Annotated in this window: 14 protein-coding genes and 1 pseudogene; 6 read left to right on the top strand and 9 right to left on the bottom strand. The window is 60.5% G+C overall.

The window, feature by feature from the left end; translation table 11 throughout:
• Positions 1–147: 147 nt before the first annotated feature.
• Positions 148–573 carry a hypothetical protein gene (locus tag P5704_005705; GenBank protein WOF79986.1) on the bottom strand — a complete coding sequence of 142 codons (426 nt, stop codon included), beginning with the start codon at positions 571–573 and terminating at the stop codon, positions 148–150.
• A 330-nt stretch (positions 574–903) separates the two neighbouring features.
• On the opposite strand from P5704_005705, the gene P5704_005700 reads away from it, so the two are divergent.
• Positions 904–1,065, top strand: coding sequence for a hypothetical protein (locus P5704_005700; GenBank protein ID WOF79985.1), 162 nt, complete (start codon positions 904–906; stop codon positions 1,063–1,065).
• Positions 1,066–1,519: 454 nt separating this feature from the next.
• Here the strand turns inward: P5704_005700 and P5704_005695 are convergent, their stop codons facing one another.
• The 5 genes and pseudogenes from P5704_005695 to P5704_005675 form a co-directional block, all read right to left on the bottom strand.
• Positions 1,520–1,975, bottom strand: a complete 456-nt coding sequence (locus tag P5704_005695) for a hypothetical protein (GenBank protein ID WOF79984.1) — start codon at positions 1,973–1,975, stop codon at positions 1,520–1,522.
• Positions 1,976–2,162: 187 nt separating this feature from the next.
• Positions 2,163–2,378 (bottom strand): annotated as a pseudogene (locus P5704_005690) (pirin family protein).
• A gap of 96 nt (positions 2,379–2,474) precedes the next feature.
• Complete coding sequence (locus P5704_005685; protein WOF81178.1) at positions 2,475–3,230, bottom strand: VacJ family lipoprotein; 756 nt, start codon at positions 3,228–3,230, stop codon at positions 2,475–2,477.
• A gap of 4 nt (positions 3,231–3,234) precedes the next feature.
• Complete coding sequence (locus P5704_005680; GenBank protein ID WOF79983.1) at positions 3,235–4,527, bottom strand: serine/threonine protein kinase; 1,293 nt, start codon at positions 4,525–4,527, stop codon at positions 3,235–3,237.
• A gap of 166 nt (positions 4,528–4,693) precedes the next feature.
• The gene (locus P5704_005675) at positions 4,694–4,918 is read right to left on the bottom strand and encodes a DUF2061 domain-containing protein (protein ID WOF79982.1); all 225 of its coding nucleotides are present in this window, start codon (positions 4,916–4,918) and stop codon (positions 4,694–4,696) included.
• A gap of 280 nt (positions 4,919–5,198) precedes the next feature.
• On the opposite strand from P5704_005675, the gene P5704_005670 reads away from it, so the two are divergent.
• The 5 genes from P5704_005670 (at position 5,199) to P5704_005650 (ending at position 10,020) form a co-directional block, all read left to right on the top strand.
• Positions 5,199–5,513: a DUF485 domain-containing protein gene (locus P5704_005670; GenBank protein ID WOF79981.1), complete on the top strand. Its 315-nt coding sequence runs from the start codon at positions 5,199–5,201 to the stop codon at positions 5,511–5,513.
• Positions 5,513–7,168 (top strand): cation acetate symporter, encoded by a 1,656-nt coding sequence (locus tag P5704_005665; protein WOF79980.1) that lies wholly within the window; start codon positions 5,513–5,515, stop codon positions 7,166–7,168. The genes P5704_005670 and P5704_005665 overlap by 1 nt, the downstream gene beginning before the upstream one ends.
• A gap of 240 nt (positions 7,169–7,408) precedes the next feature.
• A complete protein-coding gene (locus P5704_005660; protein ID WOF79979.1) occupies positions 7,409–8,218 on the top strand; it encodes an SDR family oxidoreductase in 810 nt (269 codons plus the stop codon).
• A 127-nt stretch (positions 8,219–8,345) separates the two neighbouring features.
• A complete protein-coding gene (locus tag P5704_005655; protein WOF81177.1) occupies positions 8,346–9,476 on the top strand; it encodes an MFS transporter in 1,131 nt (376 codons plus the stop codon).
• Between the two features lie 115 nt (positions 9,477–9,591).
• The gene (locus tag P5704_005650) at positions 9,592–10,020 is read left to right on the top strand and encodes a hypothetical protein (GenBank protein ID WOF79978.1); all 429 of its coding nucleotides are present in this window, start codon (positions 9,592–9,594) and stop codon (positions 10,018–10,020) included.
• Positions 10,021–10,035: 15 nt separating this feature from the next.
• Here the strand turns inward: P5704_005650 and P5704_005645 are convergent, their stop codons facing one another.
• The 3 genes from P5704_005645 to P5704_005635 form a co-directional block, all read right to left on the bottom strand.
• Positions 10,036–10,263 (bottom strand): YheU family protein, encoded by a 228-nt coding sequence (locus tag P5704_005645; protein WOF79977.1) that lies wholly within the window; start codon positions 10,261–10,263, stop codon positions 10,036–10,038.
• A 44-nt stretch (positions 10,264–10,307) separates the two neighbouring features.
• Positions 10,308–13,055, bottom strand: coding sequence for a 7TM-DISM domain-containing protein (locus P5704_005640; GenBank protein ID WOF79976.1), 2,748 nt, complete (start codon positions 13,053–13,055; stop codon positions 10,308–10,310).
• A gap of 194 nt (positions 13,056–13,249) precedes the next feature.
• The gene (locus P5704_005635; GenBank protein WOF79975.1) at positions 13,250–14,455 is read right to left on the bottom strand and encodes an osmoprotectant NAGGN system M42 family peptidase; all 1,206 of its coding nucleotides are present in this window, start codon (positions 14,453–14,455) and stop codon (positions 13,250–13,252) included.
• Positions 14,456–14,492: the final 37 nt, after the last annotated feature.

Here is a 14,492-nt window from a genome sequence, read left to right as displayed (position 1 = left end):
ATGTTATGTACCTCATAAAATTGTCTAGGATAAGGCGTTTTCGGCTGTTTTGAGTCAGCAAATACGCGGGGTGTAGAGCACTGAATGTTGCAAGTAGCACAGCGGGGTGGATTGCAACATTTAGTGCTCTACAGGCCAGTTAATACGTTATTGGCTGTACTTGGCCAAATAGGCTTTTGCAGCTACAGTTCCCATACCGAAAGCTTCACTCAAACCATGTTCATCAGCTTCGGGATGTTCGGCAATCCAATTGCATACTGCTGTCAGCCGATCTACATGCTTTTCTATCTGTTCGTCTCGATAGTAGATGCGCTGGGGTGTTGCTTTCGGAGTTTGCGACTTATCGTTACGAGTACGGACAACGTAGTCTTCTAAATATTTGCTGCGACTCATTAAATCGCCGACATCTATGAGCATTCCGGGGTTAGCCTTTAACCACTTATCAAGGGCTGCGATAGCTCGGTCGGAAGCAGGGATAAACTTTTCGACCTTCGTTTCGGCGGGAGTGTACTTGAGCGATACTACGGTCAGAACTAAGTTTGATGGCTTGTTGATTACAAAATAGTTGGGCATTGTGGGCCTCCTTATAGGGAGACTCTTTATTCTCGTTCACAGCATCTGACGTTTCGTGATGTCCTTTTGGCTTGTGGTATGAGTGTTGAGAGTCAGGGGTTTTTAGTTTTCTTGATTTTCTTGAGCTTCTAGAAGCTCGTCTTTCAGTAGTGCAATCATCTCTCGTGTACTAAGACCGAGCTTTGCACGCCTCTTATGCATTTTGGAATGACATAGATTGGAACAACAATATTTATTGGCTCGTGCACACGCCATCAATTGATGGCAAACGATGCAAGGCCGGTATGTTACTGCCATAAGGCAACCTCCTGTGATTAAGGTGGAATAAGAATGTACGGACAAAAAAGAAACGGTGATCCCGAAGAAATTAGAATCACCGTCTATAAAAATGACGTTAGGGAGGAAAGTAAGCTCCTTAAACTGTTCGGCAAAACAAAAGGAGCAACCTACGTCATTGAACAACTACCAAGCTCCCTCAAACCAGAAAGCTAAAGTAGAGAAGCCGGGAAGCTTCTTTTGAACACCTCACCAGACCATATGTCAGAACCCAGTGAGGAGAGGAACACAAACTGTAAAACGCAGAAACCCACAAGAGTGGGGTATGTTTTCCGGGATATAAAATTAGATGCTTTTAAAAGCAGAGGAAGTCACAAAAGAGAGGAATAAATTTAATTTTATTCCTTCTGTGCTTGCAATATATTATACACTCAAAGTCCGATTTTGGATATAGCTCTAAAGTGTGATTCAGCAACTTTGGCATAAATAACACATAAATTTGCTGGTATGTCTTATTGCGAGCTAAGTGTAAAAAACAATTCTTTAGCTGATGGGATTAGTATATCATGTTTTTCTAAAATTACAATACTATATGGGGTATAAAAGCAACTATTTTGGCAATTATTTCATATTCGGTAGTGTGGAAGGCACAGAACATCACGGCTACAGCCTAAATGTCGTTATTCATTACCAAATGCTTGTTCAGCAATGACCACCTTCTAACCTGATGCTTGTTAAAGAAGCGTTCGAGGTTATGTGGTTTCTGAGCTTTGATAACAGATGCCATCCGCTCTAATCGCTGTTCTGTGCAGACACGTCCCAGCACCACCACATCAGCAGAGAATGTTTTGTCTGCAATGTCCTGAATGTCTTCAATGCGTGCAGGAGCCAAGATCGACAGGAAGGCTTGTGGCTTCTTCTCCCGGTTCAGGAGCTGGATGCGTATCAGGAATGGGTGTTCGGGATGGCGACGGCGTAGGAGCTGCTTAAACGCGATCATGTCATCGAGCAGGGCAATGGAATCTGGTTCATCTGTATAGAAGACAGAATGCTGATGGAGCCAAGGGTGGGCACGGAGCATCGAGAGATATTTTCTTTTGGTCTTGTCCTTTGAAGCTTCAGTCACTAGTACATCCTCCTGTGAATCAAAGTCTTTTCCTATACCTACCCTCGATCTGTGATGGTGGGGGCTGGGTGCCATCTAGCTACACAGCAGGCGCAGCAAGGGGCGACACGGAATAAGAGTGTACTCCGATTTTCAGAAAGTGTGCATTAGTAGTGCGGTGGATTTACGTTGTGTATCTGCACCTATGTTCGAGCATGTAGGTGATGGTTTCGAAGCCGCGATGTGGATGGGGCGGGAAGCCGGCGATGTACTCGTCGGGATCGTGGGAGCCGAACTCGTCGAGCATCAGAAACGGATCGAAGCGCTCCGGGGCTGCGCCGCCGAAGACGCGGGTCAGGCTGACCCCGGCGCCATCGGACGTAGCGCGGCCGCTGCTGATGGAAAGGATTTCACGCTGGGACATGATCGAATGCCTCTCTCGGATTTGATTCGCCAAGAATAGGTGCGCAGCTTCGATCAATGGGTGCGTAATGTCGCTATGAACAATCGATAGGGTGGATTATTCCTTCACCAACAGATCACGCGCCCGGCTGTAGACGTAACGTACCTTCTCGTACTCGAACGGCGAATTGAGCTGGCCGTAGCGGAAGCTGGTGACATGCCGCGCATTGACGGCCCGCAGCGCCGTCAGGCTTAGCTCGCCGCCGGTGGTTTCGGAATACTGCAGAAACTCCACTTGCCGCTCGACGGCGAAGTCGGCCACGCGGCCCGTGGTGTCGCGCAGGTTGGACGGGCCCAGCGCCGGAAGAATCAGGTACGGCCCTTGGGGAACACCCCAGTAGCCGAGGGTCTGGCCGAAATCTTCGCTCTGACGCGGCAGCCCCATGCGTGTTGCCGGGTCCCAGAGGCCGCCCACACCCAGGATGCTGTTGAACAGGAAACGTGCGGTGGCATTCGCCGCGCGCTGGCCCTTGAGCTGAGCCAGGCTGTTGAACAGCGTCGGCACTTCGCCGAGGTTGCTGAAGAAATTACTCACGCCGGTGCGCACCGGTCGCGGTGTGACGTAGCGATAGCCGCGCACCACCGGCAGCATCACCCACTGGTCGAGCCGGTAGTTGAAGTGGTAGATGCGCCGGTTGACCGACTCGAACGGATCGTAGACGTCCAGTGCCTGGAAGGTGGCGCGCTCGAACTCGCGCTGGTCAAGACCGGGATTGAACTCCAGGTTGCGCAGCGGATGGGTGAAACCGTCTTCATCCACCTTCGGGGTGTCGGCGAAGGCCAGACCACTGGCCAGAAGCAGCGGCAGCAGCATTCCTTTAGCCACGGAAGAACTCCAGCATGTGTTGAGTGTTTACGCGGTAGTTGAGGTTGCCGCAGTGGCCGCCTCGCGGATAAAGGGTCAGGCGATCGCCGAAGGTCCGGCGCAGGAAGCCGAGGTCACCCTCGCCGAGGATCAGGTCGTCGGCGTTGTGCATGATGGCGATCTTCGGACTCTGACGCAGGTAATCCTCCAGCGCGTACAGGCTGACCTGCTGGATCAGCTGGGTCAGGCTGCCGCCGTCGTACTGGGCGCGCCACATCGGAATCACCTGCTCGGTGATGTAGCAGTCGAAGCTGCACAGCAGTGCGCGCTTGAAGAACGGCTCCAGACGGGTGCCTTCGTTGATCGGATACTCGGGCGGCGTGATCAGGCCGCGACGGTTGATCAGGTCGGAGGTGAAGGTGATATCCGCGGCAGAGAAGCGGAACACCGAGCCGATGAGCATCGCCATCTGCTCGTCGCTGAGTTTCAGGTTCGATTGCTGAAAGTCGTAGAGCACGGCCTCGTCGAGGTCGATATAGCCCTTCTGACGGTAATAGCGCGTGAGCTTTTCCAGAATCACTTCGTAGAAGGTGGTGTGATCGTCGATGCCTTCGACGCGGGTTTGCACCAGCTTGTCCAAGTTGCTGACCGAAGTGTAGAGGTTGACCGGCGGATTCAGCAGCAGCACGCGCTTGAAGTTGAAGCTGCGGCGGGTTTCGTCCAGCTGGCTGACGAATGCGGCATTCAGGGCGCCGAGGCTGTAGCCGGTGAGGTGATACTCGGTGACGGGCAGCTTGTGCTGCTGCGCGCGCACCGCCTGCATGACCCTGTACAGGTCCTTGGCATCGTCGCTGCTGATGCCGGGCGTGGCGTAGCGCGAGGCGGCGGACATGAAGTCATAGCTGGTCGGCGACGACAGCTGCACCACATGGTAGCCGGCGCCATAGAACAGGCGCTTCAGGGCTTCGGTCTTGCCTGCCGAGTAGCGCGCGCCGGTACCGGAAATGATGAATATCAGCGGTGCGGGGCCGCTTTGCCGGGCGAGCCGATAACGCAGTTGCTTCACCGGCCAGAAGTTGTCCGGCAGGGTGAACTCGCGTTCGGGGCGCAGGCGCAAGGTGTAGTCGCTCTGGTCGATATCGTCATCGGTCGGAACTGCGGCGCGTAGCTCGATGGGCGTACCGGCGATCGTGGCTTCGAAGGGGTTGGACAGCGGGAAACCGTACTCTTCGACCGTCAGGTCGGCGGCGTGGACTGGCGCAACGACCAAGGCGAGCAGGGCGGTCAGGCGCAACAACAGCTGCATGGTGCTTCTCCGTTAACAGGCCCGGTTGGCCTGTGGCAAGGCAGCGGCGGCAACCCGCGCTACCCGTCCCAATAGAACTGCTTCGGCTGCACAACGCAAGCCAACGTCACTATGGCAGCACGCTTGCGGATTCGATCCCTGCGCAGGATGAGAAATGACGATGACCTCAGGCGTGATGGTGCAGCCAGGCGTGCCTGGGGATGGGCATTTTGCGTGCCGGCCTACGTTCGAAGCGCTGCCAGAGTTTCTCATGGAAGTAGAAGCCCACCGAGTTGCAAAGCGGTTCGACGGCGGCGATCAGACCGCCAAGGGCGATGCTGCCGGTCAGTGCGTAGGTCACCGAAAAGGCAATGCAGAAGTGCATCAGGGTGAACGTCACGGTCTTGAGCATGGCCTGTCTCCTTGTGCAGTCGAGAATCGTTCTCGCGTCAGGGGGAGTCTGGTCCACGCCGGGCAATGTCTGAAATCAACGTTTCGTATGTGCGACATAGCGCCACACTATTTGTGTTTGGATTTGTTGCAGTGCCCCATTTTCCGCGGCTGGACGGCTCTAGCACGGGTGTTCTTGTGAACTGCCTTCAGACCAAAGTCGGGTGGTGTTCACCTGACCCAGGCCTAAAGTAGCCGCCCCTGCTCCCACCGGGGGGTAGCGATCGTGGAGACAGATTCCAATGCACAATGAAAATGTTTACCGGCAGATCTATGCCAATCCGCGTTTCCAGGAGCTGGTTGCCAAGCGCGGCCGTTTCGCCTGGCTGCTGTCGGCCGTCATGCTCAGCGCCTACCTGGCGTTCATCCTGCTGATCGCCTTCGAGCCGAAGATCCTCGGCATTCCGCTGTCCGCCAATACCGTGACCACCTGGGGCATCCCGGTTGGCGTCGGGGTGATCTTCATGGCGTTCATCCTGACCGGCGTCTATGTACAGCGTGCCAACGGCGAGTTCGATCGCATCAACCAGGAAATCCTCAACGAGGCACAGAAATAATGATCCTGCGTGTCCTGATGGCTGCCCTGCTGTTGGCAGTCTCGCCTGTGCTGCTCGCCGACGCCATTACCGGCGAGGTCCAGAAGCAGGCCACCAACTACACCGCCATCATCATGTTCGTGGTGTTCATCGTCTTCACCATGGGCATCACCAAGTGGGCGGCCAAGCGCAACACCTCCACGGCTGATTACTACACCGCCGGCGGCAGCATCACCGGCTTCCAGAACGGCCTGGCGATCGCCGGCGACTTCATGTCCGCGGCGTCCTTCCTGGGCATTTCCGCGCTGGTCTATACCAGCGGCTATGACGGCCTGATCTATTCCATCGGCTTCCTGGTCGGCTGGCCGATCATCCTGTTCCTGATGGCCGAACGCCTGCGCAACCTGGGCAAGTTCACCTTCTCCGACGTGGCCTCCTATCGCCTCGGCCAGACGCAGATCCGTCTGCTCTCGGCCTTCGGTTCGCTGATCGTGGTGGCCTTCTACCTGATCGCGCAGATGGTCGGCGCTGGCAAGCTGATCCAGCTGCTGTTCGGCCTCGACTACTACGTCGCCGTGGTGCTGGTCGGCGTGCTGATGGTCATGTACGTGCTGTTCGGCGGCATGCTGGCCACCACTTGGGTGCAGATCATCAAGGCGGTGCTGCTGCTGTCCGGTGCCAGCTTCATGGCCATCATGGTGATGAAGACCGTCGGCTTCGACTTCGGCAGCCTGTTCGCCGAAGCGGTGAGCATCCACGAGAAAGGCGCTCAGATCATGAGCCCCGGCGGTCTGGTTTCCGACCCGATCTCGGCGATCTCGCTGGGCCTGGCGCTGATGTTCGGTACCGCTGGCCTGCCGCACATCCTGATGCGCTTCTTCACCGTTTCCGATGCCAAGGAAGCGCGCAAGAGCGTGTTCTACGCCACCGGCTTCATCGGCTACTTCTACATCCTGACCTTCATCATCGGCTTCGGCGCGATCCTGCTGGTCAGCACCAACCCGGACTTCAAGGACGTGAGCGGCGCCATCGTCGGCGGCACCAACATGGTCGCCATCCACCTGGCCAGCGCGGTGGGCGGCAACCTGTTCCTCGGCTTCATCTCCGCCGTGGCCTTCGCCACCATTCTCGCCGTTGTAGCGGGTTTGACCCTGGCCGGCGCCTCCGCGGTCTCCCATGACCTGTACGCCTGCGTGATCAAGCAGGGCAAGGCGCGGGAAGAGGACGAGATGCGCGTGACCAAGCTGACCACCCTGACTCTGGGTGTGGTGGCGATTCTGCTCGGCATCATCTTCGAGAAGCAGAACATCGCCTTCATGGTCGGCCTGGCATTCTCCATCGCCGCCAGCTGCAACTTCCCGGTGCTGTTCCTTTCCATGTACTGGAAGGGGCTGAGCACCCGCGGCGCACTGTTCGGTGGTGCGCTGGGGCTGTTCACCGCGCTGCTGCTGACCATCATCAGCCCGACCGTATGGGTCGACGTGTTCGGCTACGCCGAGGCGATCTTCCCCTACAAGTATCCGGCGCTGTTCTCGATGGTCGCCGCCTTCGCCGGTATCTGGTTCTTCTCGGTCACCGACAAGTCCAAGCGTGCTGGCGAGGAGCGCGAGCGCTTCTTCGCCCAGTTCGTCCGTTCGCAGACCGGTCTGGGTGCTACCGGCGCCGTCGCGCACTGACGCGAGCGCCGGCAAGAACAAGGGCAGCCCTCGGGCTGCCCTTTTTTATTCCTGCCGCAGGCAATTCGCGAAGCTGCAACAAGCCCATACTGCCGCCATATTGCCTGCCCGGAACCGTGCGGTCAGCCCCATGAGGCGTGGGTTTGCCAAGGGCATTCAGCAGTCTGATGGATGCCGGTCCGTGCCCCGGCATTCGCTAGACTCGCTGCCACTACCCGAACAACAAAAGGCAGCACAACGATGCACAACCGCATGATGATTACCGGTGCCGGCTCCGGGCTCGGTCGCGAGATTGCCCTGCGCTGGGCGCGTGAGGGCTGGCAGCTGGCGCTTTCCGATGTCAACGAAGGCGGCCTGGCGGAAACCCTGAAAATGGTCCGTGAAGCGGGCGGTGACGGCTTCACCATGCGCTGCGACGTGCGTGACTACAGCCAGCTGATCGCCTTCGCCCAGGCCTGTGAGGAGAAGCTCGGCGGCATCGATGTCGTGGTCAACAACGCCGGGGTGGCTTCCGGTGGCTTCTTCGACGAGTTGTCGCTGGAGGACTGGGACTGGCAGATCGCGATCAACCTGATGGGGGTGGTCAAGGGCTGCAAGGCGTTCCTGCCGCTGGTGCAGAAGAGCAAGGGCAAGATCATCAACATCGCCTCGATGGCGGCGCTGATGCAGGCGCCGGGCATGAGCAACTACAACGTGGCCAAGGCCGGTGTAGTGGCGCTGTCGGAAAGCCTGCTGGTCGAGCTGCGGCAGGCCGAGGTCGGCGTGCACGTGGTCTGCCCGTCGTTCTTCCAGACCAACCTGCTGGACTCCTTCCGTGGCCCGACGCCGAACGTGAAAGCGCAGATCGGTAAGTTGCTGGAGTCTTCGCCGATTACTGCGGCGGACATCGCCGACTACATCCACCAGCAGGTCGCCAAGGGTGAGTTCATGATCCTGCCGCACGACGAGGGCCGCATGGCCTGGAAGGTCAAGCAGCAGAACCCGCAGGCGATCTACGATGAGATGGCGCTGCTGGCCGAAAAGAAACGCGCCAAGAGCAAGGCGCTCTGAGATCGCCCGGCCGCTTCGGCGGCCGTTGCGGTTGCCTCGGGGAGGGGCGGGGAGTAGGGTTGCCTGTCCGGCTTTTTCGCCGTAACCCTATGGATCGCTTGTGAATTCTCCCTCCCGCGGGCTGCTGATGCTGGCGCTGGTCCTGGCTGCCATCAACCTGCGCCCAGGTATTACCTCCTTCGCTCCGCTGATCGAGCGCATCGCCGAAGAGCTTTCGCTGTCCCGCGGCCTGATCAGCCTCACCACGGCCTTGCCGGTTCTGCTGATGGGCTTGCTGGCACCCCTGGCGCCGCGGCTGGCCGTGCGTTTCGGGCTGGAGCGCAGCATCGTGCTGTGCCTCGGGCTGATCGGCGTGGCGTTGCTGTTGCGGCTGTTCGGCCACAACGCCGTTCTGCTGATCGGCACGGCCGGGCTGGTTGGCGCCGGAATCGCCGTCGCCGGGCCACTGCTGTCCGGTTTCATCAAGCGCTACTTCCTCGAACGCATGGGCCAGACCGCCGCCTGGTACTCGCTGAGCATGGCGGTCGGTGGCACCCTCGGCGTAGTGGTGACCGCGCCGGCCACCGAGGTGATGGGGCAGGACTGGACGTGGGGCCTGGCGCTCTGGGCACTGCCGGCCCTGGCTGCGCTGCTGATCTGGTCGCGCCTGCCCAACCAGCCGGAAGCCGCCAGCGAGAGTCGTACCGGTTTGCCCTGGAAGGAGCCGCGGGCCTGGTTGCTCAGCGTCTACTTCGCCCTTCAGGCCGGGCTGTTCTATGCGTTGGCCACCTGGCTGGTGGCGCGTTATCACGAGGTTGGCTACAGCCTGCTGCAAAGCAACGCGTTCTTCAGTGGCTTCATGCTCATCGGCCTGCCGAGCGCCTTCGCCATGCCCTGGCTGGCGCAGCGGCTGGGCAACCGGCATCGGATCATGGCTGCGTGTGGCGGGCTGGCGACCCTTTGCCTGGCGGCAATCGCTCTGGCACCGAGCTGGCAGCCTCTGGTGGTCTGCATGCTGCTCGGCGTCGCGCTCAACGGCACCTTCTCCCTGGCGCTGATCTCGCCGATGTACGAAGCCAACACTCCGTTGGCGGTCAGCCGGCTTACCGCGATGATGCTCTGCACCGGCTATTGCCTGGCGTGCCTGACGCCGGTACTGGCCGGGCTCGGGCGTGATCTGGCGGGTGACTATCGCATGCCGTTCCTGGTCCTCACCGGCATGGCGGCATGCATGTCGCTGCTGGCGATGCGCTTGCGGCCACGGCATCAGGATCGCTGAACCGTCCCGAGGCTGTGGCCTGTTTCACCACTTCCCAAGCCGCGGGTGACCGGCCCGTCGGGCTATGTTAGAAAGCTCGCCGTTGTGCCTAATCCCTGCGTTTCCGGAGTTTCGAGTGGAGTCTGAATCCATCGTTTATGGCTGCATCCGTGATTGGCCGTCCGCCGACTCCGAGCAGTGCCGTCAGCGCCGGGCGAACAATCTGGCCGCCGTGCAGGCGCTGCCGCGGGGCGAGGCCTGGCCTTTCATCGGTCGCGAAATGTTTTCCTTCTGCCGTAACGAGGAACTGGGCCTGTACCAGACCCAGGTGATCCACTTCGGCGCCAGCTACCGTGCGGTGGAGTACGAATGGACGCTCTGGGTCCAACGCTTCGAGGAGCTGCTCAAGCAGTTGTACTGGACCAGCGCCGTGGTGCATCTGGAAACCGAACTCAACGGCACTCACACCTTTCGTTGGGAAACCGATACCGGCAGCCACAACCCGCAGCAGAGCGACCTGCGCATGCGCTGTGCCTGGGAGCGCGAGAGCGGTCTGTTTGGCTGAAACGAGCGGGGGCGTTCAGTCCAGCCATTCGCGCGGCACATCGCGCCTGAGGGCCAGCTGGCATTGCTGACTGTCGGCATCGAAGACGATCACCGCTTCACCCTTGTCCAGCGCGCGGCGCACGCGTGTTACCCGGGTCTCGAGCGGGGTTTCGTCACCATTGTCGGTGCCATCGCGGGTGACGAAATCTTCTATGAGGCGGGTCAGGGTGTCCGGTTCGAGCTGGTCGTGCGGTATGAGCATGGGATCTCTTCGGGTGAGGCGGTTTGGCGCTGGGGCGGTGAACGCTAACTCGCGCCGCCCTGCAGGTAGCTGTCCAGGTAAGCATACAGCTGCCGGCTCTCCAGGGGTTTGCCGATGAATTCATCCATGCCCGATTCCAGACCGCGCTGGCGGTGCTCTGCCAGTACGTGGGCGGTCACTGCGATGATCGGTACTGCCTGCAATTCAAGCTCCGCCTCCAGTTTGCGTATCCGCCGGCTGGCTTCGAAGCCGTCGAGCTCCGGCATCTCGCAATCCATCAGGATCAGTTGCACGGCTTCCGGATCGCGGCGGTAGAGGTCCACGGCCTGGCGTCCGTTGTCGGCGAGCTGAACCGCGTAACCGCGCTTTTTCAGCAGGCCCCGTACCACCATCTGATTCACCGGATTGTCTTCGGCGACCAGAATGCAGGGCTCGCGGGGCGGCTGCTCGGCTGGCGTTTCGTCGGTCGTTTCGCTGGCCCGTTGCGGCTCCTGGGCATACAGGGTCTGCAAGGCCTCACGCAGCGGCGTGCTCTGCAGGGGGAGTGCCAGGCTGATCAGGCGTACGCCGGGCGATGGTGGTGGCGGTTCGTGGACCGGCGAGTAGAGCATCAGCACCCGCTGATTCGCCTCCAGATGCGGGCGAAGACGCTCCAGCCACTGTCCCGGACTGCCCGGCCAGGGCGCCAGCAGAACCAGCAGTGGCGAGGCGGTGAAGTCCGACAGGTAGTCCGGCAGGCATTCCGGGGTCTGGCAGCGCTCGGTGCGCATGCCCCAGCGCCGCAGCAAATGGCTCAGTGCCTCGATGCCCTCGGTATCCTGCGAGGCGAGCAGCGCCGGGCGACCGCCGAGCAGCTGGGCCAGGGGGTCTTCCGTGTCGCTGGCGTCTTGCAGCGGGATTTCGAAGCAGAAGCGACTACCGCGGCCCGGTGCGCTCTGCACCTCGATATGGCCATTCATCATTTCCACCAGCTCCTTGCTGATCGCCAGGCCTAGCCCGCTGCCGCCATAACGTCGCGTGGTACTCGAATCACCCTGGGAGAAGGATTCGAACAGTTGCGCCAGCACCTCCGGACGCATGCCGATACCGCTGTCGCTGACGCAGAACACCAGACGCCGGGTGCCTTCCTGGGTCTGACGGCAGGAGACTTCGAGCAGTACATGGCCGTGCTCGGTGAATTTCAGCGCATTGCTCAGCAGGTTCATCAGAATCTGCTTGAGCCGCGTGGGGTCGCCACGAATTCGCCGCGGCACGCCGGGCTCCAGGCCTACGTGCAGGTTCAGCTGTTTCTCCAGTGCCTGCGCGGTGAACAGCCGGATGGTTTCGGAGATCAGGATTTCCAGATCGAAGTCGATGTCCTCCAGGCTGAGCTTGCCGGAGCCGATCCGGGCGTAGTCGAGGATGTCGTTGATCACTGCCATCAGCGAGTTGCCGGAACTGGAGATGGTGTCCAGATAGAACTGCTGGCTGCGGTCCAGCGGCGTTTCGCGCAGCAGTTGCAGCATGCCCAGCACGCCATTGAGCGGTGTGCGGATCTCGTGACTCATCTTGGCCAGGAAGCGGCTCTTGGCTTCGTTCTCGCTGGCGGCCCGCTCGGCGGCCTCGCGCGAGCGGTAGCCCTCTTCCTTGAGCAGGTTGATGCGATCGGCAAGGCCAATGGACAGGGTGATCAGTTCGAAGGCGACGCTGGCCTTGACCACCGCCGCGCCGTACAGGCCGAACAGCTCGAAGCCCAGTGAGCCGGCCGTGACCAGGATGAACGAGGCCAGTAGCACGCCCCAGGCCAGTGTGTAGTACACCCCGTAGCGCACGCCGCGGCGCCAGACGAAGGCGCCGGTGACGAGCAGGCCGACCGAGGCGGCGATCACCGTGATGCTGGCCAGGATGCTCCAGGTCTGCACGTCCAGCAGCAGCCCGGAAATCACGCTGCCAAAGGCGATCAGCAGCGTGCAGCGCAGCACCAGGTCGAGGCGTGGAAAAAGCTCGCGGGTATGCAGGAAGTGGCGGCTGAACTGGATGGCGATCAGGCAGTGGCTGAACATCAGGACGTAGATGCCCATCGCCACCAGCCCGCCGTCGTCGGCCAGCCACTTGACCAGCAGGCCGTCGAAGGAGAGCGCGAACAGCCCGACGTTGAGGGTGTAGACCAGATACCAGAAGTACGCCGGCTCACGCAGCGAAGCGAAGAGGAACAGGTTGTAGCAGAACATCGCGAACAGCACGCCGTAGAAGGCCCCGCTGATACCGCTCAGCTCCTGTTGCTCGGCCGCGCTGGCGTTGTAGCTGCTGAAATACAGTGGCACGTAGAGCGTGCTGGTGGTCTTGATGCGTAACAGCAGCGTGGTTTCGCCCGGGGGCAGATCGACGGGAAACCAGAAGTCGCTGACCTTGACCGGGCGATCCGCGAAGGGGTAGCGGTCCCCGCTCAGTTGCCGGCTGACGCTACCGTCGGGGTATTGCAGGAATACCTCGATGTGGTCGAGCAGCGGGTAGTTGATCTCGATGAAACCGCCGAGCGGTGCGTCCAGATCGTTGACCAGCCTGGTGCGTAGCCACCACGTCGAGCTGTTCTTGCCTTGGTTGACATGCCCGCTCTCGACAGGTCGCAGACGTTCGGCCGGCAACGCCATGACGTCCTCGAAATCCAGGATGCCATCCGGGTCCTCGAGGTAGAGTGTGCCGTTACCGAGTGACTGGCGCGTATCAGGCGAATCGAACACGACGGGCGAGACTGCCCAGGCTTGGAGCGACAGGCAAAACAGCAACAGAGCCAGGCATGAACGCGGCGACATGTTTCGTTCCGGAAGGGGCGCGCCCGAATGGGCGACATATATTTAGTAGAGCGATGTGACGGTACCTCTTCCTTGGGCTCTACATGGCGCCTTCAGAGTGCCGCACGTCCTTGTCCGGTTAACTTTGCCGAGTTACACGCCGAGCGGCAAGCGTCTGCTGTGCGAAGCAGGCGCCTGGTCACGTAAGCCGATGCTCAACTGTCGCGCTCCTGGGGGGGGGGCTGGCGCCCGATGAGTGTGTCGACGGGTGGCACGCGGGTGTCGTTCTCCATCTGCGCATCGTGTTCCAGTTGATGGCTGAAGCGTTCCAGTGAGTCCTTCGAGTGCTGGGAGTCGCTGGCGAAGACCGGCTGGCTGAGCATATAGCCGCAGAGCAGGCGACTCATCGCCGCGAGGCTATCGATATGTGTGCGCTCGTAGCCATGGGTGGCGTCGCAGCCGAAGGCCAGCAGCGCGGTGCGGATGTCGTGTCCCGCCTCCACGGCCGATTGCGCGTCGCTGTGGTAGTAGCGGAACAGGTCGCGGCGCACCGGGATTTCGTTCTCGCTGGCAAGTTTGAGCAGGTGACGCGAGAGGTGGAAGTCGTAGGGACCGCCGGAATCCTGCATCGCCACGGTTACCGCGTGCTCGCTGGAGGCCTGGCCCTTGGCCGCCGGCGCGATGTCGATCCCGACGAACTCGCTGACATCCCAGGGCAGGGCGCCGGCAGCCCCGGAACCGGTTTCTTCGGTGATGGTGAACAGCGGATGCACATCGATGGGTGGTTCGCGACCGCTTTCGACGATGGCCTTCAGTGCCGCCAGCAGCGCGGCGACGCCAGCCTTGTCATCCAGGTGGCGGGCGCTGATGTAGCCGTTCTCGGTGAATTCCGGCATCGGATCGAAGGCGACGAAGTCACCGACGTTGACCCCCAGCGCGCAGGTTTCGTTGCGGCTGTAGGTATAGGCGTCCAGGCGCAGCTCGACGTGGTCCCAGCTCACCGGTGCTTCGTCCACGGCGGTGTTGAAGGCATGTCCCGATGCCAGCAGCGGCAGCACACTGCCGCGGATAACTCCGGTATCGGTGAAGACGCTGACGCGGCTGCCCTCGGCGAAGCGGCTCGACCAGCAGCCCACTGGAGCCAGGCCCAGGCGGCCGGTATCGTGAATCTCGCGGACGATGGCGCCGATGGTGTCCAGGTGCGCCGCGACGGCGCGGTCCGGGCTGTAGCGGCGACCTTTGAGTGTGGCGCGGATGGTGCCGCGACGGGTCAGCTCGTAGGGGATGCCCAGTTCGGCCAGGCGCTCGGCGACGTAGCGCACGATGGTGTCGGTGAAACCGGTGGGGCTGGGGATGGCGAGCATTTCCAGCAACACACGTTGCATGTAATTGAGGTCGGGTTCGGGGAGTTTTACGGTCATGGGAGCTCCTGTTGACGGTGCTGTTTCAGCCACCGGA

It is taken from the genome of Pseudomonas sp. FeN3W, assembly GCA_030263805.2.
Taxonomy (GTDB): Bacteria; Pseudomonadota; Gammaproteobacteria; order Pseudomonadales; family Pseudomonadaceae; genus Stutzerimonas; species Stutzerimonas stutzeri_G.
Note: the sequence above shows the minus strand (reverse complement) of the source record. Positions and strands in the feature narration are given on the sequence as shown.

Coding starts and splice junctions, on each gene's coding strand:
- P5704_005685 (WOF81178.1), bottom strand. CDS start 3,230: ATGCTGCTGCCGCTGCTTCTGGCCAGTGGTCTGGCCTTCGCCGACACC.
- P5704_005645 (WOF79977.1), bottom strand. CDS start 10,263: ATGCTCATACCGCACGACCAGCTCGAACCGGACACCCTGACCCGCCTC.
- P5704_005640 (WOF79976.1), bottom strand. CDS start 13,055: ATGTCGCCGCGTTCATGCCTGGCTCTGTTGCTGTTTTGCCTGTCGCTC.
- P5704_005665 (WOF79980.1), top strand. CDS start 5,513: ATGATCCTGCGTGTCCTGATGGCTGCCCTGCTGTTGGCAGTCTCGCCT.
- P5704_005680 (WOF79983.1), bottom strand. CDS start 4,527: ATGCAGCTGTTGTTGCGCCTGACCGCCCTGCTCGCCTTGGTCGTTGCG.
- P5704_005635 (WOF79975.1), bottom strand. CDS start 14,455: ATGACCGTAAAACTCCCCGAACCCGACCTCAATTACATGCAACGTGTG.
- P5704_005700 (WOF79985.1), top strand. CDS start 904: ATGTACGGACAAAAAAGAAACGGTGATCCCGAAGAAATTAGAATCACC.
- P5704_005670 (WOF79981.1), top strand. CDS start 5,199: ATGCACAATGAAAATGTTTACCGGCAGATCTATGCCAATCCGCGTTTC.
- P5704_005675 (WOF79982.1), bottom strand. CDS start 4,918: ATGCTCAAGACCGTGACGTTCACCCTGATGCACTTCTGCATTGCCTTT.
- P5704_005655 (WOF81177.1), top strand. CDS start 8,346: ATGCTGGCGCTGGTCCTGGCTGCCATCAACCTGCGCCCAGGTATTACC.
- P5704_005660 (WOF79979.1), top strand. CDS start 7,409: ATGCACAACCGCATGATGATTACCGGTGCCGGCTCCGGGCTCGGTCGC.
- P5704_005705 (WOF79986.1), bottom strand. CDS start 573: ATGCCCAACTATTTTGTAATCAACAAGCCATCAAACTTAGTTCTGACC.